Source organism: Flavobacterium sp. P21, assembly GCF_050632225.1.
Taxonomy (GTDB): domain Bacteria; phylum Bacteroidota; class Bacteroidia; order Flavobacteriales; family Flavobacteriaceae; genus Flavobacterium.
Map to the genome: position 1 here is coordinate 2046601 of NZ_CP192585.1, position 23186 is coordinate 2069786.

General features: G+C 32.8%; 21 protein-coding genes and 6 pseudogenes. 10 read left to right on the forward strand and 17 right to left on the reverse strand.

What is annotated here, in order from left to right:
• Positions 1–2: 2 nt before the first annotated feature.
• From ACQ9BO_RS10140 to ACQ9BO_RS10220, 17 genes and pseudogenes are all read right to left on the reverse strand, one after another.
• Complete coding sequence (locus ACQ9BO_RS10140) at positions 3–584, reverse strand: NUDIX domain-containing protein (protein WP_431244601.1); 582 nt, start codon at positions 582–584, stop codon at positions 3–5.
• A gap of 56 nt (positions 585–640) precedes the next feature.
• A pseudogene (locus ACQ9BO_RS10145) lies at positions 641–1913 on the reverse strand (adenylosuccinate synthase).
• A 94-nt stretch (positions 1914–2007) separates the two neighbouring features.
• Positions 2008–2472, reverse strand: a complete 465-nt coding sequence (locus ACQ9BO_RS10150) for a Fur family transcriptional regulator (protein WP_026729002.1) — start codon at positions 2470–2472, stop codon at positions 2008–2010.
• Between the two features lie 198 nt (positions 2473–2670).
• The gene (locus ACQ9BO_RS10155; RefSeq protein ID WP_431244602.1) at positions 2671–3198 is read right to left on the reverse strand and encodes a hypothetical protein; all 528 of its coding nucleotides are present in this window, start codon (positions 3196–3198) and stop codon (positions 2671–2673) included.
• A 70-nt stretch (positions 3199–3268) separates the two neighbouring features.
• Positions 3269–5487, reverse strand: a pseudogene (locus ACQ9BO_RS10160) (RelA/SpoT family protein).
• A 392-nt stretch (positions 5488–5879) separates the two neighbouring features.
• A complete protein-coding gene (locus tag ACQ9BO_RS10165) occupies positions 5880–7193 on the reverse strand; it encodes a serine hydrolase (RefSeq protein ID WP_431244603.1) in 1314 nt (437 codons plus the stop codon).
• Complete coding sequence (locus tag ACQ9BO_RS10170) at positions 7138–7419, reverse strand: serine hydrolase domain-containing protein (protein WP_431244604.1); 282 nt, start codon at positions 7417–7419, stop codon at positions 7138–7140. Before ACQ9BO_RS10170 ends, ACQ9BO_RS10165 begins: the two co-directional genes overlap by 56 nt.
• 16 nt (positions 7420–7435) lie before the next feature.
• A pseudogene (locus ACQ9BO_RS10175) lies at positions 7436–8226 on the reverse strand (TrmH family RNA methyltransferase).
• Positions 8227–8363: 137 nt separating this feature from the next.
• Positions 8364–8702, reverse strand: a complete 339-nt coding sequence (locus ACQ9BO_RS10180) for a hypothetical protein (RefSeq protein WP_431244605.1) — start codon at positions 8700–8702, stop codon at positions 8364–8366.
• Complete coding sequence (locus ACQ9BO_RS10185; protein WP_431244606.1) at positions 8680–9450, reverse strand: hypothetical protein; 771 nt, start codon at positions 9448–9450, stop codon at positions 8680–8682. Before ACQ9BO_RS10185 ends, ACQ9BO_RS10180 begins: the two co-directional genes overlap by 23 nt.
• 113 nt (positions 9451–9563) lie before the next feature.
• On the reverse strand, positions 9564–10895 hold the full coding sequence (locus ACQ9BO_RS10190; protein WP_431244607.1) for a DUF58 domain-containing protein: 1332 nt from the start codon (positions 10893–10895) through the stop codon (positions 9564–9566).
• 18 nt (positions 10896–10913) lie between these two features.
• Entirely contained in the window at positions 10914–11534 is a 621-nt protein-coding gene (locus ACQ9BO_RS10195) for a hypothetical protein (RefSeq protein WP_431244608.1), read from the reverse strand.
• Positions 11535–11583: 49 nt separating this feature from the next.
• Positions 11584–12598: pseudogene (locus ACQ9BO_RS10200) on the reverse strand (AAA family ATPase).
• A gap of 41 nt (positions 12599–12639) precedes the next feature.
• Positions 12640–12837 (reverse strand): hypothetical protein, encoded by a 198-nt coding sequence (locus ACQ9BO_RS10205; RefSeq protein ID WP_431244609.1) that lies wholly within the window; start codon positions 12835–12837, stop codon positions 12640–12642.
• Positions 12819–13844 carry a DUF4350 domain-containing protein gene (locus tag ACQ9BO_RS10210; protein ID WP_431244610.1) on the reverse strand — a complete coding sequence of 342 codons (1026 nt, stop codon included), beginning with the start codon at positions 13842–13844 and terminating at the stop codon, positions 12819–12821. The genes ACQ9BO_RS10205 and ACQ9BO_RS10210 overlap by 19 nt, the downstream gene beginning before the upstream one ends.
• Positions 13837–14610 (reverse strand): DUF4129 domain-containing protein, encoded by a 774-nt coding sequence (locus ACQ9BO_RS10215; RefSeq protein WP_431244611.1) that lies wholly within the window; start codon positions 14608–14610, stop codon positions 13837–13839. The genes ACQ9BO_RS10210 and ACQ9BO_RS10215 overlap by 8 nt, the downstream gene beginning before the upstream one ends.
• Positions 14611–14627: 17 nt before the next feature.
• A pseudogene (locus ACQ9BO_RS10220) lies at positions 14628–15604 on the reverse strand (stage II sporulation protein M).
• A 20-nt stretch (positions 15605–15624) separates the two neighbouring features.
• Between ACQ9BO_RS10220 and ACQ9BO_RS10225 the strand changes: the two are divergent.
• The 10 genes and pseudogenes from ACQ9BO_RS10225 (at position 15625) to ACQ9BO_RS10270 (ending at position 23161) form a co-directional block, all read left to right on the forward strand.
• Positions 15625–16029, forward strand: a complete 405-nt coding sequence (locus ACQ9BO_RS10225) for an RDD family protein (RefSeq protein WP_431244612.1) — start codon at positions 15625–15627, stop codon at positions 16027–16029.
• Positions 16020–16265 (forward strand): hypothetical protein, encoded by a 246-nt coding sequence (locus ACQ9BO_RS10230; RefSeq protein ID WP_431244613.1) that lies wholly within the window; start codon positions 16020–16022, stop codon positions 16263–16265. The genes ACQ9BO_RS10225 and ACQ9BO_RS10230 overlap by 10 nt, the downstream gene beginning before the upstream one ends.
• Before the next feature lie 347 nt (positions 16266–16612).
• Positions 16613–17464, forward strand: a complete 852-nt coding sequence (locus tag ACQ9BO_RS10235) for a hypothetical protein (protein WP_431244614.1) — start codon at positions 16613–16615, stop codon at positions 17462–17464.
• 11 nt (positions 17465–17475) lie between these two features.
• The gene (locus tag ACQ9BO_RS10240) at positions 17476–17889 is read left to right on the forward strand and encodes a PH domain-containing protein (RefSeq protein ID WP_431244615.1); all 414 of its coding nucleotides are present in this window, start codon (positions 17476–17478) and stop codon (positions 17887–17889) included.
• A 56-nt stretch (positions 17890–17945) separates the two neighbouring features.
• Positions 17946–18548 (forward strand): trimeric intracellular cation channel family protein, encoded by a 603-nt coding sequence (locus ACQ9BO_RS10245; RefSeq protein ID WP_431244616.1) that lies wholly within the window; start codon positions 17946–17948, stop codon positions 18546–18548.
• 131 nt (positions 18549–18679) lie between these two features.
• Positions 18680–19633 carry a FemAB family protein gene (locus tag ACQ9BO_RS10250; protein WP_431244617.1) on the forward strand — a complete coding sequence of 318 codons (954 nt, stop codon included), beginning with the start codon at positions 18680–18682 and terminating at the stop codon, positions 19631–19633.
• 193 nt (positions 19634–19826) lie between these two features.
• A pseudogene (locus ACQ9BO_RS10255) lies at positions 19827–20926 on the forward strand (DegT/DnrJ/EryC1/StrS family aminotransferase).
• A 3-nt stretch (positions 20927–20929) separates the two neighbouring features.
• On the forward strand, positions 20930–21247 hold the full coding sequence (locus tag ACQ9BO_RS10260; protein ID WP_431244618.1) for a hypothetical protein: 318 nt from the start codon (positions 20930–20932) through the stop codon (positions 21245–21247).
• A complete protein-coding gene (locus tag ACQ9BO_RS10265) occupies positions 21238–22422 on the forward strand; it encodes an oligosaccharide flippase family protein (RefSeq protein WP_431244619.1) in 1185 nt (394 codons plus the stop codon). Before ACQ9BO_RS10260 ends, ACQ9BO_RS10265 begins: the two co-directional genes overlap by 10 nt.
• Positions 22415–23161 carry an acyltransferase gene (locus ACQ9BO_RS10270; RefSeq protein WP_431244620.1) on the forward strand — a complete coding sequence of 249 codons (747 nt, stop codon included), beginning with the start codon at positions 22415–22417 and terminating at the stop codon, positions 23159–23161. The genes ACQ9BO_RS10265 and ACQ9BO_RS10270 overlap by 8 nt, the downstream gene beginning before the upstream one ends.
• Positions 23162–23186 lie beyond the last annotated feature (25 nt).

Genomic DNA, 23186 nt, shown 5'->3' on the forward strand with positions numbered 1-23186 from the left:
GATTATATCAATCCTTTTATTTTAGCATGTTGTAGTAAAATAATAGTTTTAGCATCAACAATTTCGCCAGATTCAATCATCGCATAAGCTTCATCAAAAGTATATTCTAAAACTTCAATATTTTCTTGTTCTGAATCCAACCCTCCGCCTTCACTAACTTTCATGTTTTCGTTATATTCTCCAACAAAAAGATATAGAATCTCAGTTACAGCGCCTGGCGACATATAAGTTTCGAAAACTTTTTGAACTTTAGAAATGCGATATCCCGTTTCTTCTTCGGTTTCACGAATGATTGCGGTTTCAGGATTATCTTTGTCTAAAAGTCCTGCACAAACTTCAATCATCATTCCGGTTTTGTTTCCGTTAAGAAAACTAGGCAAACGAAACTGACGCGTTAAAATAACAGTTTTTTTGGTTGAATTATAAAGTAGAATTCCAGCTCCATTTCCACGATCGTATACTTCACGCGTGTGTGTTTGAGATGCTTCATTTTCTTTCTGATAACTAAACGTGACTTTGTTTAAGATATACCAATTGTCTGATAATAACTTCGTTTCTGTAATTTTAATTTCTGGATTTTTCATATGGCGAATAATTTTGTATAAAAAAACGCTCTGATTATCAGAGCGTTTAAAATGTATTATTTTGTTATTGTTTGCTTTCTATCTGGTCCAACCGATACAATTTTGATTGGCACTTCGATTTCTTTCTCAATAAACTCGATATATTCTTTTAGCTCAATTGGCAATTGATCGTAAGTTGTCAATCCAGTTAAGTCTTGTTTCCATCCTTTGAACTCTTTGTAAATTGGAGTTACATTTTCTGGCTCGATGTTATAAGGAAAATGAGAAATGTTTTCTCCTTTATAGTTGTATTCAGTACAAACTTTCAAAGTTTCAAAACCAGAAAGTACATCTCCTTTCATCATCATCAATTGCGTTACACCGTTAACTTGAACAGCATATTTTAAAGCAACTAAATCTAACCATCCACAACGTCTTTGTCTTCCTGTTACAGAACCAAATTCGTTACCAACTTTTGCCATTGTAGCACCAACTTCGTCAAAAAGTTCAGTTGGGAAAGGTCCGCTACCAACACGTGTAACGTAAGCTTTAAAAATTCCGTATACTTCTTTGATTTTGTTAGGAGCAATTCCTAAACCTGTACAAGCTCCAGCGACAGTAGTATTTGATGAAGTTACGAAAGGATAAGTTCCGAAATCAACATCTAATAAAGATCCTTGAGCACCTTCGCAAAGAATAGATTTACCCGCTTTTTGAGCTTGGTGCATATATTCTTCACTGTCAATGAAATCTAATTTTTTCAATTCTTCGATAGCTTCAAAGAATTCTTTTTCAAGTTCAGCTAAATTATATTGAATATTAACATCGTAAAAAGCGATCATCGCTTCGTGTTTGTCAGCTAAGGCTCTGTAACGATCTTTGAAATCTTCTAATTCGATATCTCCAACACGTAAACCATTTCTACCCGTTTTGTCCATGTAAGTTGGTCCAATTCCTTTAAGAGTAGAACCAATTTTTGCTTTTCCTTTTGAAGCTTCAGAAGCAAGCATCAAGCAAACGGTGCGTTGGTAAAATCAAGTGTGCTTTTCTTGAAATGATTAATTTGCTTTTGATATCAAGATTGAATTTCTCCAAACCTTCAATTTCTTTTTGAAAAACTACAGGATCAATTACAACACCATTTCCGATGATATTTACTGAGTTTTTATGAAAAATTCCAGAAGGAATAGTTCTAAGTACATGTTTAATTCCGTCAAATTCTAATGTATGTCCTGCATTTGGTCCTCCTTGAAAACGTGCAATAATATCGTAATTTGAGGTAAGTACGTCAACAATTTTTCCTTTACCTTCATCTCCCCATTGTAAGCCTAGTAATAAATCTACGGTCATTCTGTTTTAATTTGCGTTGGGACAATTTAAGTTGTCCTACTGATTATGTAGTTAATTTTCTTTTTTTAATTTTTGAAAAGTCTGATTTTGCAGACTATGAATTTGAATTCTGCTTTTTGTTTCCGTAGAAGTAAAGCGAATGATTTGTGATTTCGATATCAAATATTTCTTCGATCGTTTTTTTGATGGTTTGAATCCTTGGGTCACAAAACTCAATTACCTCGCCCGAATCAGTCATAATGATGTGATCATGTTGTTTATCAAAATATGATTTTTCGTAGTAAGCCTGATTTTGTCCAAATTGATGTTTTCTAACCAAAGCGCAGTCTAACAATAACTCGATCGTGTTGTATAAAGTAGCTCTACTCACACGATAGTTTTTGTTTTTCATTTTGATATATAAGTTTTCAATATCAAAATGCTCTTCGCTATCGTAAATTTCCTGTAGAATAGCATAACGCTCAGGAGTTTTGCGATGCCCTTTTTGTTCAAGATACATTGTAAAAACATTTTTTACAATTTCTTGATTCTTAGTGTTGTCAGTTGAAATAAGTGTCATATCCTGCAAAGATAATTTTTTATTTTTAATCAATAAAAGTTTCGGCTTTAAAGTTTAACGTTCAAAATCATATCAGAATGGCAAAAATGTAATATTTACAGGGTTTGGCAATGATAAGTTTTGGAGAATCTAAAAAAGCTGAATTAACATAAATATTTTTAATTACAATAAAATTAACAAATTCCTATTTGCTTTTTGTCATGTACATGTACCAATTCCATTCCCAAGTTTTTCCCTTATCATCAGACATTGCTTGACTCCATACTGGATTATCTTGATCTCTGGCATCCCAGCGAAAAACCTGAAGTACATTTTTTCCTTCATAAACATCTTTTGAAAAAAATGTCCAATATTATTTTCGAACGAACCAACAACAGGTTTGTCTAAAATTCCTGTGTTTGAATCTGACCAATAAATGCTCCATAATCTTGTTTTTGGATTGAATAATCGAACAGTCATTCCTTCAAAAGGTTCTCCGTCAAAAGTGGCTAGAAAATTGTCAATATTTCCAATTCCGTTCAGGATTTTATACATTTCCTGAGTCGATGGAAACTCAATCCATTCGGTGCAATTGGCAAATCTTTGTTTTAATTTTTTATTTCGAATGAAAGACTTTCCCTGAAAAAAATCAAAATCATCTTTTGAAGAAGATTCAGAAGCGATAATGATAAGTTCTCCGTTTTCATCAAACTTTATTTCAGGAATTTCTAAGGTTTCATCTTCCATAAAAAACTTTATTTAAGTAATTATGATATTGTATTTCTTTTGACTTTAAGACTTTAAACTTTCAACTTACTTACGTTCGATATTCTCTGGTAACTTTATCTACACCATCAATTTTTTTGATTGCATTGATCATTTTTTTCAAAATAGTGTTGTTTTTAACAATTACGGCGACCTGTCCATGAAAAATTCCAGCATCGGTACTCAATGAAATACTTTGAATATTCACGTTCATATTGTTTGAAATTACTCGTGTTAATTGATTTGTAAGTCCAAGAACGTCCATTCCGGTAATATTGATAATGGCTTTGAATTCTTCCTGAGAGGAATCAATCCATTTGGCGCTCATGATTCGGTACGCATAATTAGACTGCATTCCAATTGCGTTTGGACAATCTTTTTTGTGAACTTTTATTCCTTCATTAATCGTTACAAAGCCAAAAACATCATCGCCCGGAATAGGATTGCAACATTGCGAAAGCTTATAATCTAGCTTGTCATGTTCAGTTCCAAAAACCAGCATGTCATAATTGTCGCTGATGACTGGTTTATGAATATCTTCGTCTGCAGTATCTTTATTTCTTTTGATTTTATTTTTAAAGAAATTGATAAACGAATTGCTTTTTTGCGCCGCATAATCTTTCAATTGCTGATTTTCGATCGCACCAATTCCAACTCTGTAAAATAAATCTAAACTTGTTTTTAGTTTAAAAAAGTTAACCAGCTCGTTTGTAACTTGCTCGTTAAGCGTAATTTTTAAGTGTTTTAATTTTCTCGTAAGAAGTTCTTTTCCTTCTTCGCCAATTTTTTCGTATTCTCGTTAAGAACGTTTTTGATTTTATTTTTGGCACGCGAAGTCGTAACATATTCCAACCAGTTCACCGTTGGTTTCTGGTTTGCAGATGTAATCACTTCAACCTGATCACCACTTTTTAATTCGTGATTTAACGGAACAAGGCGCCCATTTACACGCGTTCCTCTAGTTTTGATTCCAATTTCAGAGTGAATACTAAAAGCAAAATCCAGAGAAGTTGCTCCTTTCGGAAGCGATTTTATTTCTCCTTTCGGCGTAAAAACGAAGATTTCTTTTGAATACAAATTCATTTTGAAATCTTCCACAAAATCAACTGCGTTTGTTTCTGGATTTTCCAATGCTTCGCGAAGCAAATTCAGCCAAGTGTCAAGTCCACTTTCTTCGGTTGCACCATTTTTGTATTTATAATGCGCCGCATAACCTTTTTCGGCAATTTCGTCCATACGCTCGCTTCGAACCTGAACTTCGACCCAGCGTCCTTTTGGTCCCATTACCGTGATGTGAAGTGCTTCATAACCAGTCGATTTTGGAGATGAAATCCAGTCACGCAAACGGCTCGGGCTTGGTCTATAATGATCGGTTACGATTGAATAGATTTTCCAAGCAATGAATTTTTCGTCATGCGAATCAGATTTGTAAACAATTCGAAGAGCGAATTTGTCGTACACTTCGTCAAAACTTACATTTTGAGCACGCATTTTTCGGCGAATCGAATAGATCGATTTCGGACGTCCTTTTATGATATAATCGATATTTTCAGCATCAAGAGATTTTTTCAAAACATCCGAAATATCTTTGATATAAGCGTCTTGCTCTTCTTTTGTTTCTCTGATTTTGCTTACAATGTCGTTGTAGATTGCAGGTTCAGTATATTTTAATCCTAAATCTTCTAGTTTGGTTTTAATGTTGTAAAGTCCCAAACGGTGCGCTAGAGGAGCATAAATATAAAGTGTTTCTGATGCGATTTTGGTTTGTTTGTATTCTGCCATCGAATCCATGGTCTGCATATTGTGAAGACGATCGGCCAATTTTATCAAGATCACGCGTACATCATCATTCAATGTGAGGATCATTTTTCTAAAATTCTCGGCTTGCATTGAAGCATTCAAGTCTTTTTGAACCAATGAAATTTTAGTCAAACCTTCAACCAGTTGAGCAACTTTTGGGTTAAATAATCGCTCAATTTCCTCAACAGTCATTGGTGTATCTTCTACAACATCGTGCAATAAGGTCGCGGCAATAGAGGTCGCTCCCAGACCAATTTCTGAGGCAACAATTTTTGCAACTGCAATAGGATGAAAGATATACGCTTCTCCAGATTTGCGTCTTTGTTCTTTATGAGCATCGACAGCGACGTCAAAAGCTTTCCGAATTAATTTTTTATCGGCTGGGGTTAAAGTTTGATAACTTATTCGAAGTAATTCTTTGTATTCCTGCGCAATCGCTTTGTTTTCTTTCTCAATATCTATTTCTATCATAACGGCATATTCAAGTACTAAAAATACGCATTAGTTTGAATATACGCAAGGCTTTTCCATTGTAGATTTTAGATTTCAGATTTTAGATTTTTTCATGAAAGAATTGGGCTTCGACTTCGCTCAGCCTGACATAGGAAAAAGAATAATTTAGAAATAAGTTCCAATTTTTAAATCCCAAATTCCAAAAAGAGCGAAGCGATTTTTGAAAAATCTAAAATCTAAAATCTAAAATCTAAAATCTAAAATCTAAAATCTAAAATCTAAAATCTAAAATCTAAAATCTAAAATCTAAAATCTAAAATCTAAAATCTAAAATCTAAAATCTAAAATCTAAAATCTAAAATCTAAAATCTAAAATCTAAAATCTAAAATCTAAAATCTAAAATCTAAAATTATTCTTTAGAAAAATCCAAATCCTGAAAATCATAACTAAAATCAGTCAGTTGAGAGATTGGAAGCATTTTTAGATTAGTAACTTTTCCGCTTTCATCATATTTGAAGAGTAAATGGGCATCGGCATGAAAAAAAGCATTATTCCATTTCACGACATAATTTCCATCTTTATAAAAAGAAACTTCCCCAGCTAATTGCGGAGAGCGTTTTGAGGCAAAATATAACTTTCCTTTTTTCTCTATAATCGTGATTTCTCCAAACCAATTATCTCTGTAAGTCCCGATAATTTTAGAAAAATCAGTTTTTATTTTAGCTTTTTTATTCTTAGCAACAACAGCCCAAACTTCGTCTGTAATTTTATCTGCCTTTTCTTCTGTGGCTTTCATTCTGTTGCTGTAAACAGTGACATAATCATCCGATTTAATGCCTAAATAACTGTCTTTAATAGTATTCGTAATCGCATTAAAAGCGGCCCCAGACTGCTGATTCGTTAAAACAATAATTCCCAAACCAATTTCCGGAATTAAGGTTGTCTGTGTCACATTACCTTCTAAACCTCCTGTGTGTGATGCTTGTTTGTATCCTTTTACATCGCTTAAAAACCAGCCTAATCCGTAACCTGAGAAATGAGTATTGTATGGCGGTCTGGTTTTGGCAGGAAGAATAGTTTGAAGTTGCCACATTTCATCATGCTCTTTTTCAGAGAATAATTGTTTGTTATCGCCGTATTTTCCATTATTGATTTGCAAAATGGCCCATTTGCTCAAATCATTTACACTTGAGTAAATTCCGGTCGCGCCATCAAAAAGCTGATTTTGGTAGCGTTTTATCGTTTTTAGTTTTCCATCAATTGGAACGTGTGGTGTAATTACATTTGAAGTATCTTTTAAGCGTTTTATTGAAGCCACACTGTTAGTCATTTCCAAAGGTTTCATGATGCGCTCTTCGATAAAATCTGCCCAGGTTTTTCCGCTCACAACATGAACAATTTCGCCTGCAATAATATACATTAGGTTGTCGTAATCATATTTTGTTCTAAAGCTCGAAACTGGTTTCAAATAACGTAAATTATGCACTATGTCTTTTGCTGTAAAATCACTGCCGTCTGGCCAGATCATCAAATCTCCGGCACCAAGGCCAAGTCCGCTTCTATGCGTTAATAAGTCACGAATGGTGAATTCACGAGTTACAAAATCATCATACATTTTAAAATCTGGAAGATATTTTATCACTTTATCATCCCATTTTATTTTACCCTCATCTACCAACATTGCCAATGCGAGCAGTGGTAAAGGCTTTGCTGTTTGATGCAATTCCGAAAAGTGTATTAGCATCAACTTTTTGTTGTGTTACGATCGATTTTACGCCATATCCTTTAGCTAGAACTACTTTTCCGTCTTTTACAATTGCAACTGAAATTCCAGGAACGTCAAATGCTTTCATTGTTCGTTCTACTAAATTGTCTACTTCCTGATTGGTAATTTGTGCAAAGGTTGCGAAACTGAATAATAGTGCTAAAAACAATAACTTGTACTTCATAACGTGGTAATTAAAATTACTTAAATTCTCTTTGGCGTTTGGCTTCAAAAATTAAAATTGTTACCGCGACAGAAACATTCATACTGTCAATTTCGCCTTGCATCGGGATGATGATATTTTGGGTGGCGGCATCACGCCATTCTTGCGTTAATCCAGTTGCTTCTGTACCAACAACCAAAGCAGTTGGAGTTGTAAAATTTTGAGTGTGGTAAGAAGTAGAGTTTTGTAAAGTTGCACTGTAGAAATTGATCTTTTTTCTTTTAAAAATGCGATGATTTCTTCGGATGTTCCAGTTGCAATTTGGTTGGTAAAAAGGCAACCAACGCTAGAACGAACAATATTTGGGTTGTATAAGTCACTTTTAGGATTGGCAATTAAAACGGCATCTAATTTAGTCGCATCTGCTGTACGCAAAACAGCTCCAATATTTCCTGGTTTTTCTAATGATTCTACAACTAAAATCAACGGATTGTCTGATAATTTTAAGTCCGATAATTTAAGAGATTTGGTTTTGGCTACAGCCAAAATACCTTCTGTTGTATCACGATAAGCCAGTTTTTGGTAAACTTCTTTGTTGATTTCAATTATTTGAAACGGTGAAGAAATTAGCTTGTTGATTTCCGATTCGGAAACTAATTCTGGCAAAAATAAAACAGTTTCAATTTCGTAACCGCCTTTTGTGGCTAATGAAATTTCACGTAAGCCTTCAATTAAAAATGTTCCGGTTTGTTTTCTGGCTTTGGATTTTTCTTGAAGTAAAACCAAAGATTTGATAAACGGATTTTGAACTGAAGTGATTTGTTTCATTTTTTTGAGATGCTAAGATTCTAAGGTGCTAAGGTACTGAGATTTTTCAAAAAAGTTGTTTAATGTTTGCCACGAATTACACTAATTTCCACAAATTAAAATTAGTGTAATTCGTGAAATTCGTGGCAGAAAAAAAACTATTTTTCAAAAACTTCTTTTATCTCTTCATTAACAGGATGGTCTGTTGTGAAATCATATCCCATTAATTTGGCTAAAGTTTGCGCAAATTGTTTTTGATAAAATTGTGATTCTGTTTTGATTTCGCCTTTCGGAGCAATTTCTGGGCCTATTGTGGCAAACCAAATTTGCGATGCACCTTCTACATCTGAACCGTGATCTGTCCATTGTTTTTTTACTTTGTCGCCGCGTCCGTGGTCAACGGTTATGAATAATGTTGTTTTATTTTTGTACTGTGGATCATTTTGTACAAAATTCCATATTTCTTGAATCCATTTATCTACTTGGTTTGCGAGCATCCAAGTACGAACGATACTGGCCGTGATGCGCCCATTCATCAGTTTCTCCATAAGCAATATAAAGTACTTTTGGCTTTTTGGTTTTAAGTTCATCCATGGCTTGATAATGTGTGAAAACATCAAGGCATTCATCTTCATGAAACGGCTTATAAGAGTTGTCACGCATTTCATTTAATAATTTTTGAGATGCAGTTGGCTTGTTTCCACCTACTTTGTCAAATGCCGAAATTACAGGAAATCCGCTTCGTTCTTCATTTAAAATTCGATCAAAAGCGTCCCATGCGCCAAATGCTTCAACTTTTCCTTTAAGTTTCGGTTGCTTGTTCAAGAACTCCAAAACATTTACATTCGGATTTGCTTTATAGCCGTTTGAATTTACTGCTACATCAACATTTCCGGTCATAATTTCGCTATATCCAGGATAACTAAACCAATACGGATTGGCAACATCGACTTTGTTTCCGAGATCGCGATTGCCATAGATTTGCCCTTTTGAAGCAATTTCAGACCAGAAAAATGGCATTAGTTTTTTACGAGATTCTTTGATTTCGGCACTTCCATATTTTTTATAAATGTAAGCGCTGTCGCCTTGATTGAATTTTTTATCATTGGCAATTGCCTGATCAACGCCTTTAAAAACTTCCTGCCATCTAAATCCGTCTGTTGTGATGATGATAATGTTTTCTGTTTTTTGGGCTTGAGATTTGAAGCTTAATAAAACGAACAGTATTAGAATTGTTTTTTTCATTTTTGATACGTTTTAAATTTGTTCAGATTTCATGTTTATTCCAAAACTAATTTATAAAATTGATCCAAGATAGTTTTTTTTATAAAATAACAATAAGATACAAAACTTGAGATTTACAAAATCCCTCTCGCTTTTATTTCCAAATATTTATTAATAGCATCCAAAGTCAAATTCTCAGGTTGCGTTAAAACCGAATGAATTCCGTATTTCTTTAGTTCATTGACAATTAAACGTTTTTCAAACATGAATTTTTCGGCAATAATTTTGTCGTAAACTTCTTGAATCGTATCGGTTTTTTTGTTGATGATCGAATTAAGTTCTGTGTTTTGGAAAAAGATTACAACTAACAAATGGCTTTTTGCAATTCCTTTCAAATAAGGTAATTGTCGGTTCAATCCATCCATTGTTTCAAAATTGGTGTACAAAATAATCAAGCTTCTTTGATTGATATTTTTTTTGATATCAACATATAATCGGCTGTAATCGCTTTCAAAAAAATCTGTTTTTATGTTGTACAAAGATTCCAGAATTTTTTGCATTTGCGAGCCTCTTTTTTCGGCAAAAACTCTGTTTTCTACTTTTTTAGAAAAAGAAAAAAGCCCGGCTTTGTCCTGTTTTTTCAGAATTACGTTTGATAAAACTAAAGTCGAATTGATTGCATAATCCAGTAAACTTAATCCGTCGAAAGGCATTTGCATTACACGCCCTTTATCGATCGCCATATAAACCGATTGCGATTTTTCGTCCTGAAATTGATTGACCATCAAAGCATTTTTCTTTGCGGTTGCTTTCCAGTTTATTGTTCGCAAATCATCGCCTTGAACATATTCTTTAATTTGTTCAAATTCCATTGTGTGGCCAATTCGACGAATTTTTTTGATTCCGTATTGATATAAATTGTTTGAAAAAGCCAGCAAATCGTATTTTCTTAATTGGATGTAAGAAGGATACGTTGGAACCATTTGGTCGTTATTAAACGTAAATCTTCTCGAAATTAATCGCAAAGGCGAAGAAACGTAAATATTCAAATATCCGAAAAAATATTCGCCACGTTCTGTTGGGCGTAAATCGTAACTGATTTCTTTTTGTTCAGAAGCTTTTACCGTTTTGATGATTTTAAAATCACGAACCTGAAATTGAAACGGAATCTCATCAATTATTTTAACCGAAACCGGAAAAGTATAATGATTTTTCAGAATCAAATTTATCGGATTCAAATCTCCATTTGATAATTTTTCAGGAGTAATTCGATCTGCTTCAAATCCCGTTCTGGTCATATACAAAAGCAAAATATCAAGAGCCAAAAATGTGATCAAAACCAAAACTCCAAACCAAACAGCATTATAGATATTCGGAAAAATAAAAGCACAAACAAACAGTCCTATAATGCCCGTTAGCACATAGAAAAAGAAGTTGTTGAGATATAGACTTTTTATGAATTTCAAGTTTAGATACTTTAAAAATTAATAAATTTTGGTAAACTCAGTAAAATCAAAACCTTCTAAATAGGATATTTTCCAAACTCCATTTTCTTTGACTGCTTCAACTTTATAGTTACCACTCCAAACTCCATCCCACAACCAAATCCATTTTAAACTAGCTTTGTTATTATCAATTTTAAGATCCTTAATTTTCATTGTTTTCCAATATTCATCGGGAAAATCCTGGCAATTGCACCAAGGATTTGCTCCATTTCCAAAAGGAGGCATATCGCCCACAAGCCATTCAATTTTTTTGTTTTTAAGATTTGCATCCAATTTTGATGCAATTTTGCTGTAATTGTCTAAAAACTGCTGTGAGAAGAAATTGGTTCTTTTTAATTCTTCTAATCTTTTTTTAAGTGAATTTTGATCTAGTCCTTTATATTTACCGCCTTTTTTAGCATCAATTGGATCAAAATCATTGTTGCTGTTTTTAGTTTCTACCCATTCATAAGTTTTTCTTATTAATGTCTCAAGCTGTTGTTTGTCACTTGTAAAATAAATTGACTTTTTTGTGTTTTGTAATTGAGTCGCGTTTGCAGTCGAAAAACCAACAAACAAAATTAAAAGACAAGACAAAATAAAGATTTTAGAATTTTTCATTTTAATATTTTTCATTCACCATTTTTCATTCACCATTCATCATTAACAATTATCTCGGAATCTCGACCGTTTCAATAATTTGTTTAATAATTTCAGAACTTGTAATTCCTTCCATTTCTCTTTCTGGTGCTACGATTACACGATGTTGTAAAACCGGAATGGCGACTTCTTTAATATCTTCAGGAGTAACAAAATCGCGTCCGCGAATAGCGTCAAAACCTTTAGCGAGCATTCAAAATAGCGATTGACGCACGAGGAGAAGCACCTAAATATAAAAAGGCATTTTCACGAGTGTTGACTACAATTCGTGCAATGTATTCTAATAAATTCTGCTCCACTCTAATTTGTTTTATCAACGCTTGATATTCTTTTATTTCTGCCGCAGAAAGCACCGCTTTTATAGCTTCTAATTTGCCATGATTTTCTAATAAATGCTCACGCTGAATAATCAGGATTTCTTCATTTAATTTTGGATAATCAATCGCGATTTTGAATAAAAAACGATCCAATTGCGCTTCTGGCAAACGATAAGTTCCTTCCTGCTCAATTGGGTTTTGGGTTGCAATTACTAAAAACGGAGCGTCTAATTGATATGCTGAACCATCGATTGTAATTTGGCGCTCTTCCATAACTTCAAAAAGAGCGGCTTGTGTTTTTGCTGGCGCACGGTTGATCTCGTCAATTAAAATTAAATTAGAAAAAATAGGCCCTTTTTTAAATTCAAATTCTGAACTTTTTAAATTGAAAATCGAAGTTCCTAAAATGTCTGATGGCATTAAATCTGGTGTAAACTGAATTCGGCTAAAATCAATATTTACCGTTTTTGCTAGCAATTTTGCGGTAATAGTTTTGGCAACACCAGGAACACCTTCTAGCAAAACATGACCATTTGACAAAATAGCAACCAAAAGCTGATCGACCATTTTATGTTGCCCAACAATTACAGTTTCAATTTCTTTTTTAATGGCATTTACGTGCTCTAAAAGAGGAGCTAAGTTTATTCTGGTTTCAAAATTCACATTTTCGTTTGTGATTTCGTTTTCTGTGATGCTATTTTCGTCCATGTTTTGGTATGTTTTCTTGTGGTGAATTTCGATTAAAAATACTAATGTATAACTTTTTCGATTGCATTATTAATTCGGATTAAATCTTCTTCGAGACTTCCGTGGTAACTCTTTCTATGTTCATTGATCAAAAAGACAAGCTCTTGAATGTCGGCAATGTTTTTTCCTGTTTTGTGATGCAGTTTTTTAATAAAATCATCGTCAAGTTTTGTGGTGTCAATCAAATATTCGTTTCGCATTTTTTCAAGAAAAAAATGATTTTTTTGTCGATAATATTTGTGTGATCACCTTCTTGATAATATAAATTCCCGATTGTTTTTGTAAAATCGACTGTTAAATTTGCCAATGGTTTTAGTATCGGAACAATGCGTTGTTTTCGTTTGGCATTGAAAATAATGAAAATCAGTATTCCAAATATTGCAAACAAATAAGCCCATTTTAATGCCGGCTGACTAAAAATATAGCGCAACGGAGAACCTGAAACCGATTCGTTATTTTGCCCTTTGGTGTACCAAAAAATATCCCCTTTTGGAATCTGAGACAACAAATTTTCGACATATTGATAGTGATTGTATCTCAGCAAATGAAAATTAGTAAAAGCCGCCGGTTGTGTATGCAAATAAAAAGAACCTCCGTTGTAATTGACTTTTATAAAATTGATATGCTTTTCATTTTTTGCGGTGCTTTGATATCCCAAAACAGTAGTTTCTGCCGTATCAATTTTTGAAAAATAATCTTCAATGGCTTGCTTAAAAATGTATTTCTTTTTGCTTGCTTTTGGATTTGCCATCCAAATTGTAGTGTTGTGAACAGGTTTTAAATCATTTTGAACTTTCAGATTTAAACTGTCTAACAAAATTTGCGGAAAAGTTCGCATGCTTAAAAACGCACTATTCCCGCGCGAAACAAAGTAAAAAAGTTCCTTTACAGATTGCTCGTCAATATCGCCGTTGTTGGCAATATTCATAAAAGTGCCTTTTATTCGGTAATCTTCAACTAAAGTGTCTGGATTGTATTTTGAGTCTAAATATTCGTAAGGCGTTACGGTTGAAATTCGTTCAACTTTCTGATTTTTTAAAACTTTGTTGATTTCCTGATTAAATACAAACAGTCCGTACGGAATTTTGTCATGTACAGAAAAAGTAGGGCGCCAGTCAATTGGTTTTGGTTCTTTTTTGCCTGTAAACAAAATCACGCCAAAAATAAAAACCAGAACTCCTAGGTAAATTTTTATAGATCTATCCATGGTTAAAGGTTTTTATAGCTTTTTTAAATCGGTTTTCGGCTTTCAGGAAAATAGGTTCGTTAATTTCAAATTCACCATACCAAATATAATTGTACAAATAAGATAAATATGTGAATTCTTCTTTATGAGCAGGACTTTTAATCTCGTATAAATAATCCGAATTTGTTTTTTCAATATCCCAATCAATGTAATTATTTTGTGCCATCACTTTTAGCAACCACAAATAATAATATCGTATTGCAATTCTTTTTTCACCAGATTGAATGTTTTCGGCAATCAGTTTTTCAAAATCTAAAAGATGAATATTTTTTTCAATATCAGAGTAATAGATGTTCTTTTTTTGCGAATTTCTGCCAAAAATCCATTGGCCTTCTTTATTGATTAAGGCTTTTACAATCAAAAAAATAAAAACGACAACAAGTATTGTCGCCAAAGTTTTAAAAAGTATCGCTACAAAATTTACTGAAGACTTATGATCGCTGAAAGTAAATATTTTGCTGAAGAGGCGCGCAAGCCATTCCAGAAAATCATCCCAAAGTGTTTTTTCAGGAGGTTTTACCTCATAAACAAAGTCTTCGCCTTTGTATCGTTCTTTGAATTTTTTTTCAAAAGTTTTAGGCTCAACTGTTGCTGAATCGATTTGAATATCTTTCTCGGTATATTTTATCGAAGCCATTTTTGGCGGTTCTTCAGCCACAATAGAATCTTGTGCATTTGAAAAACTGCAGTTGAAAACAAAAAGTAAAATGAAGAAAATCTTATTCATTATGGTTTCCGATTAAGTCAATTTAGGGCCGCTAATTGTTGTATTTTTTTGTGCACGATAAAAGGATAAACCAAATAATAAAATGAAATTATTCCTAAAGTAAATAATATAATAAAACTGCTTAACCAATTTGGCATATCAATAGAATATCTCGTAATGTAACCTTCTAAAAATCCTGCCGCAATGGTAAACGGAAATGTACTTAAATAAATTTTGAAACTATTTTTGAAGCCAATTTTAAACGAATTTAATCTAGAAAATGTCTTTGGAAACAAAATAGAAGCACCTAAAATAAATCCACATGCGGTTTCGATTACAATTCCGAAGATTTCCATTGAGCCGTGAATCCAAATTCCTCTTACACTTTTCCAGAAAACGCCTTGTTCATAAAAGAAATATTGAAAAGAACCCAACATAATTGAATTCTGCATGCTAATATAAAAGGTCCCGATTCCTGCAATAAGTCCAAAAAAGTAGCATTTCGCACCCACAAAAAGATTATTTACTGTGATGGAAATAAAACTTCCCCAATTGCTTCCAGAGCCATAAACGGCCATTGGATTTCCTTTTTTAATGTTTTCTAAAGTTTGATTGACATAATCATCACCGAGAATAAGACGAACAAAATTTGGGTCGTATTTTGCGGAGATCACTCCAATGGAAACGGTCACAAAAAATAAAATAAAGGCGTAAATCAAGTAACGTCTGTATTGATATACCAGCAAAGGAACTTCGGTTACAAAAAACTCGAGAATTCTGTTTTTTTCTGTTCTCTTGGTTTTGTAGATCTTTTGGTAAATCTGCGATGCAAGATGATTTAAGTAAATAACGGTTTTACTTTTAGGATAATACGTTTGTGCATACGACAAATCATTCATCATTTGAATGTACAAATTAGCTAATTCGTCAGGATTTTTTTAGCTTTACCAAAAATAGCTAGCTCAAATTCCAGCCATTTTTCTTTATTTTGTTTTATGAAGGCAACTTCTCTCATTGAAGGCTAAAATATAAAATATGTCAGAATTATCTATTAACACAACACAAAATGTCAAAATAAATTTTATATCGGCTTCGGTAGGAGAACGATTGGGTGCTTATTTTATTGATTTAGGAGTCAAAATTGCCTATATTCTTGTGGTGTGGTTTGTCTTTTTTAGCTGGCTGAAACTGGGTCTTATAATAGATAATTTAGACAGTTGGTCAGAAAGAGCAATTGTGTTATTGTTTGGTATTCCGCTTATATTTTATTCGCTTGCCTTGGAAAGTTTTTTTGAGGGACAATCTATTGGGAAAATATTGGTGAAGATAAAAGTCGTTAAAATTGATGGCTATCAAGCTGGGTTTGGCGATTATTTGATTCGCTGGTTTTTGGAACGGTCGATTTTTTTATTCCGCCATTTTATGGATTGGTGGCATTAATTACTGCAATATCAAATAGTAAAACGCAACGTTTTGGTGATATGGCGACAGGAACAGCTGTAATTACACTGAAAAATAAAATCGATATTAGTCATACGATTTTAGAAGAGATTGGAACGGCTTATGTGCCAACTTATCCGCTCGTAATTAAATTATCTGATAATGATATGCGAATCATCAAAGAGACTTTCAAGAAAGTATTGCTAAAAATGATTTTGAAATCATTGGAAAATTAGTCGCAAAAATTGAAAGCGTTACCGGAATCAAAAATCAATCTGGAAACAATAGCGATTTTATTCGTGTGGTTTTGAAAGATTATAATTTCTACACTCAGAATATGTAAGGAAAGTGGTTAAGTTTCTGAGTTGCTAAGCTTGTTCTTAGACTCGATTGCTTTTTTACATTCGCTATATTATAAACTTTCCGACTTCGCGTCTTTGCGAGATTTTTTCTTCTAGTTTTTTTACTTTAAAATGGTGGCTTAACCTTGATTTGGATTTAATTTTTTAAATTTAACAAGTTTAATATTTAGAAAAGGAGTAACCGAAAAGCCGAAGAGTAGGAAAACTTAAGCGTAAATACCATGAAAATTAAGAAAGTCGCCGCGTTATTAATACTGTTTTTTGTTTGTGTTTTTTCTTTCGCTCAAGGCGGAAAAAAATTAGATAAAATCATAAAAAGAGATTATACGATTATTGAAGGTACAATTTCTAAAATATCAGATAAAACAGTTGAATATTCTTTGCCTGGAGAAACCCTTTTAATAGTTCTGAATGTCTCTCAAATTGCCCGAATCGATTTTGCAAGCGGGCGTTCTCAGACATTTGATGTAAGTCAAGGAAGCAGTTCTGCGCCATCGTCAGGTTCAGGATATGTGGCGGCGACGGAAATAAAGCAGAATACAATTGCGGTATTGCCGGTTCCGTTTTTAAATTCGGACAGCCAGCAAAGTTCAGAAGAAATGGCAAAATTTGCGCAAAATGATATGTATAACAAATTATTAGATAAGTCTGGAAATATTGCACCACTGACGGTTCAGGATTTAAGAACAACCAACAGTTTATTGAGCAAAGCCGGAATTGATTACCGCAATATCGATTCAACTCCTATTGAAGATCTTGAAAAAATATTGGGCGTTGATAATATTGTTGCGGCAAAAGTTTCGTTTACAATTGGAACTGGAACAACTGCAACGACATATAACAGCGGAAATGCAAAAGTGAGTGACAATAATAAAAAAGTGACCACAAATGATTATTCGACTACAACAGCAAATAATCAGCAATATTACTATTACACCGTTTATTTTGATATGTACAAAAATGCTACAAAAATATACTCTCAAACGCGTAAACCCTTTTTGGCAGTAAAAGATAGCTGGATGGAATCTGTCCAATATTTGCTGAAAAGAAGTCCGATTTACGTGAAAAAATAAAATGCTTAAAAATGGAAAAATTTAAATCTAAAATAGATATTTGGCTTGTTCTTTTTTTAAGTGTTGTTCTTGGAGGCGCTTTAATGAGTACACTTTTTGATAAAGTTTGGGATGCAAGTGGAATTTTATTCGTTACAATAGTTTTTATAGTACACATGTTCTTAACTACTTTCTATACAATCGTTGGACAAAAACTAAAAATTAAAAGCGGCTTTTTGATTAATTCTACAATTGACATTCAAAAAATAAAAAGAATTTCTGAAACCAATAGTTTGTTGAGCGCTCCGGCACTTTCTATTGATCGACTGGAGATTTTATATAATAAATCTGATTCAATAGTAATTTCTCCAAAAGACAAAAGCGGATTTTTTGAAGCAATAAAAAAAATAAACCCTGAAGTAGAAATAGTGTTAAAAAATAAGTAGAATTAAACAGAACCTTTGCACCTTTGCAACTCTGAACCTTTGCACCTAAATAGAAAATGTTTCACTTACTAGATATTATTGGGACAATGGCTTTTGCCATGTCTGGCGCTTTAACGGCAATGCATAAAAAACTCGATCCGTTTGGGGTTTTTATTATTGCGTTTGTAACTGCAGTAGGAGGAGGAACGCTCCGTGATGTCTTAATTGGAAGAACTCCGGTAGGCTGGATGCGCGATATACAATATGTTTATGTGATTATTTTAGGATATTTTCTGGCTATTCTTTTCAGAAAAAGTTTTGACAAACTTCGAACTTCTTTGTTTCTTTTTGATACAATTGGTCTTGGTGTTTTTACATTAATTGGTCTCGAAAGAGGAATTTTGACTGGACTTCATCCTGTTATCTGTATCGCTTTAGGAACTATGACAGCTTGTTTTGGAGGCGTTATCAGAGATATTTTGTGCAATGAAATCCCAAATGTTTTTAGAGAAGAAATTTATGCCACGATTTGTATTTTAGGCGGAATCGTATTTTTTGGTTTGCGAAAACTAAATCTTAATGATGATATTTTGTATTTGGTTACTTCTTTAGTAATCATCGTAGTACGATTAATGGCTGTAAAATACAAATGGCATTTAAAAGCATTTGATCATAAGTGAAAATTTATTTTTCTGCCACGAATTCCACTAATTTTCACGAATTTGATTGGTGTAATTGTATGGAATTTGATTCAAAATTTATAGGGAAACAAAAGTAAATTAGTGATATTCGTGAAATTCGTGGCTAAAAAATGAGAGAATTTAATATTAAAAAATACGATCAAAATGATTATAATTCATGGAACGATTTTGTTGCAAAAGCTAAAAATGCAACTTTTTTGTTTCATCGCGATTTTATGGAATATCACAAAGATCGATTTGATGATTTTTCGCTTTTAGTATTCGAAAATGAAAAGCTTAAGGCAATTCTGCCAGCAAATAAAAAAGGAAATTCGGTTTTCTCGCATCAAGGTTTGACCTATGGAGGTTTGGTGTTTTCTACAAAGTTAAAAGCAGAAAAAGCAGAAGAAATTTTGGATGCTGTTTTGTTTTTTTTGAAAGAAAACAAAGTGGAAACATTTCATTATAAGCCAATTCCGTCTTTTTATTTTTTAAATGGAAATCAGGAAATGGACTTTTTTTTGTTTAAAAGAAATGCCGTTTTAGAAAGAAAAGAAATGAATTTGGTTGTGGATTTAAAATCGCCTTTGCATATTTCTAAAAGCAAAATGAAGCATTTCAGAAGAATTGAAAATCTTGATTTGGATATTGTCGAAGAGCAAGAGTTTCAGCCTTTTTGGAAAAATGTTCTAGAACCAAGATTACTGGAAAAATTCAATGCCAAACCAGTTCATACTTGCGAAGAGATTACTTTTTTAAAACAACGATTCCCAGAAAAAATCAAGCAATATTCAGTCTGCCAAAATGATGAAATTATTGCTGGAATAACTATTTTTGAAACTGAAAATGTGGTAAAATCACAATATGGAGCAACTTCTGAAAAAGGCGAGAAAGTAAGAGCTTTAGATTTTCTTTTCATCAATTTGATTCATAAATACAAGCGAAAAGGAAAACACTTTTTTGACATGGGAATCGTAAATTCAGTAAACGAAAAGGACTATAATGCTGGACTTTTGCAACAAAAAGAAGAATTAGGCTGTACAGTTTACAATCAGGATTTTTATAAAATCGATTTAAATAAATAGCTACAGATTAAAATATTATGTCCAATAGGAAAAATTCTCGCAAAGTCGCGAAGTCACAAAGTTTATAAAAAAAATAAAAATAAAAAGCTTAGCGACTTCGCGTCTTTGCGAGATTAAAAAATAAAGAATAGCTTAAAAAAAAAACTTTGTGACTTTATTTGATAAATTTAAAAAATGGGGCAAAGCAAAAAACATGATATCATTTCTAGACTTAAAAAAATAAACGAACCGTATGAAACTGCTTTTCAGGAAAAACTGAAATCGGTTTTAGAAAACGGCTGGTATATTTTAGGAAAGGAAGTCGAAACTTTTGAAAGGGCTTTCGCCGAATACAATCAAACTCAATTTTGCGTTGGCGTTGGAAATGGTTTTGACGCTTTGGTTCTAATTTTTAAAGCTTATATCGAATTAGGAAAACTCAAAAAAGGCGACGAAGTTATTGTTCCGGCAAACACTTACATTGCCAGCATTTTGGCAATTTTGCAAGCCGATTTAGTTCCGGTTTTGGTCGAGCCAAAATTAGAAACCTACAACCTAAATCCCGATTTAATTGAAGAAAAAATAACTTCAAAAACAAAAGCCATTTTAGCGGTTCATCTTTACGGACAATTAGCAGAAATGGATAAAATAAATGAGATTGCAGAAAATAATAATTTGATAATTGTGGAAGATTGTGCACAATCTCACGGTGCAATCAAAAATCAAAAATCAAAAATCTACAATCTAAAATCAGCGTCAGCGTATAGTTTCTATCCAGGAAAAAATTTAGGCTGTCTGGGCGACGGTGGCGCCATTACAACCAATGATTCAGAATTGGCAAAAGTGCTTTTTTCGCTTCGAAATTATGGTTCTGAACGGAAATATTACAACGAATATATTGGCGTAAATTCAAGATTAGATGAACTTCAGGCTGGGTTTTTAAACTTAAAATTACCCAATTTAGACGCAGACAATGAAAAGCGAAGAGTAATTGCAAAGCGCTATTTATCAGAAATAAAAAACGAAAAAATTGCAATTCCGTTTTGGGATTTATCCGAAAATCATGTTTTTCACTTATTTGTTATCCGAACAGAAAACAGAGAAGCTCTGCAAAATTATTTAGCTCAAAATAACATTCAAACGGTTATTCATTATCCAATTCCGCCACACAAGCAAAAAGCTTTTTTAGACTGGAATAATCTGTCATTTCCAATTACTGAAAAGATTCACAACGAAGTTTTGAGTTTGCCAATAAGTCCTGTTTTAACCGAAACAGAAGTAGATTTTATTATCGAAATTTTAAATAAATACTAATTCGTGTCTGATAAAAAATCATATCAGCAGATTTTAAAAACAACTTCACTTTTTGGAGGTGTTCAGTTTTTTTCGATTTTAATTTCAATAATTCGTACCAAATTAATTGCCGTTTTTATCGGTCCGGCCGGAATGGGAATTATCGCTTTGCTGAACTCAACTTTAGGAGTTTTAAGCAGTATTTCAGGTTTCGGAATTGAAACGAGTTCGGTGAAAAATATCTCTGAAAATTATAAAAATGAAGATTTGAATACGGTTGCGAAAACCATTCAAATCGTAAAAAAGATTGTTTTTTTACCGGAATTTTTGGAATGCTTCTGACTTTTGTTTTTTCGAAAGCTTTGAGCATAATGACTTTTGGCGATTCAAGTCAGACATATGCTTTTGCAATTCTTTCGGTTACGATTTTGTTCAAGCAATTAAGTTCAGGACAATTGGCCGTTTTGCAAGGTCTGCGATCTTTTCGACTTTTGGCGAAAGCCAATTTATACGGTAATTTATTTGGACTACTTTTTTCGATTCCGTTGTATTATTTTCTGAAAATTGATGCCATTCTTCCAACCATTATAATTGCTTCATTTTCAGCTTTGCTTTTTTCATTTTATTATTCGAATAAAATTAAAATTGAAAAGGAAAAAATACCCAATTCGCTTTTTTTAATTGAAAGTAAACTGATTGTGAAATTAGGCTTTATGCTAACAATTAGCAGTGTTTTGACGCTTTTGTCAACATATTTGGTTCAAATTTATGTTGGAAAAATGGGCGGTTTAGAACAAGTTGGTTTTTATAACGCCGGCTTTACTCTGCTGAATTCCTATGTCGGGATTATTTTCACAGTTATGAGCACGGATTATTTCCCAAAATTAGCCTCTATAAATACAGATAATGATAAAGTCAGAGAAAGCGTTCAGCAACAGGCTTTTATTTCAGTTTTAATTATTACGCCTGTTATTGTTTTGTTTTTGGTTTTAAGCTCATTAATTGTAAAAGTAATTTATACTTCAAAATTTGAAGTTATTATTCCTATGATTTGTGCCGGAATTATCGGGATGTTATTTCGTGCCGTTTCCTGGTCAATGGGATTTATTTTGATTGCAAAAGGCGATTCGAAAATGTTTATTAAAACCGCTATTGGTTTCAATACTTTGTCTTTATTAATGAATATTGCCGGGTATTATTTTTATGGTTTGGAAGGTTTGGGAATTAGTTTCTGCCTTTACTTTTTATGTCATTTTATTGGACTGAAAATCATTACCAAAAACCGATATAATTTTTATTTTCAAAAAGAATTTTACCAAATCTATTTTATTTGTTTTGTCATATGTATCGTTTCATTCTTGTTGCGATTTATCGAAAATGAGATTTTTAAATATAGTTTGTTTTCACTAATGATTTTAGTTTCTTTTGGTTTTAGTTTTTATGAAATCAATAAAAAGATGAATTTAAGCGAAATATTTACGTCATTTGTTCAGCGAAAAAAAGATAAAAATGATTAAGAGTACGTATAGAAAATGTCGCTCATTTTATCACAAATTCCGGTTTTACTATTCAGTAAACTGGACCAAAACGCTGTATTTTAATTTCAAGAAGTTTCCTTTTGAAATTGCAAAAAAGCTTCCGGTTTTCTTTTATAAAAGAGTAAAATTAACTTCCATTTCTGGAGAAATTCAAATTGAGGGAAACATCAAAAGAGGAATGATCGGTTTTGGTCAGCCTTATGAATTGAATACGGTTGCGAAAGGAATAGGAGAAATCAATATTCAGGGGAAAATGGTTTTTAAAGGCCACGCGCAATTTGGAAAAGATTATTTTGTATTTATTGGTGAAAACGGATATTGCGAATTTGGCAATATGTCTTCAATGGGAACCGGCGGAAAATTGATTTGTTTAGAGAAAGTTGTTCTGGGAAACTACGTTCGTTTAGGAGCTGAAAGCCAAATTATAGACACCAATTTTCATGATATGATTGATACGGTTACTGGAGAAAAACAACGGAAAACAGGACCAATTTTTATTGGAAACTACAATTATAGCGGAAGCCGAATTTCGATTATGAAAAACACCGAAACGCCTGATTTTTGCACGATTGCGACAAATAGTTTTTGCAATAAAGATTATACTTCGTGGGGGAATAATATTTTAATTGGTGGAATTCCTGCCAAATTAATCAAAACAAATATTTCTCGTGATTGGGAGGGAGAAAAAGAGCTACTAGATGATTTTTTGACGATTTAATGAAGAAAAATAGCCACGAATTCAC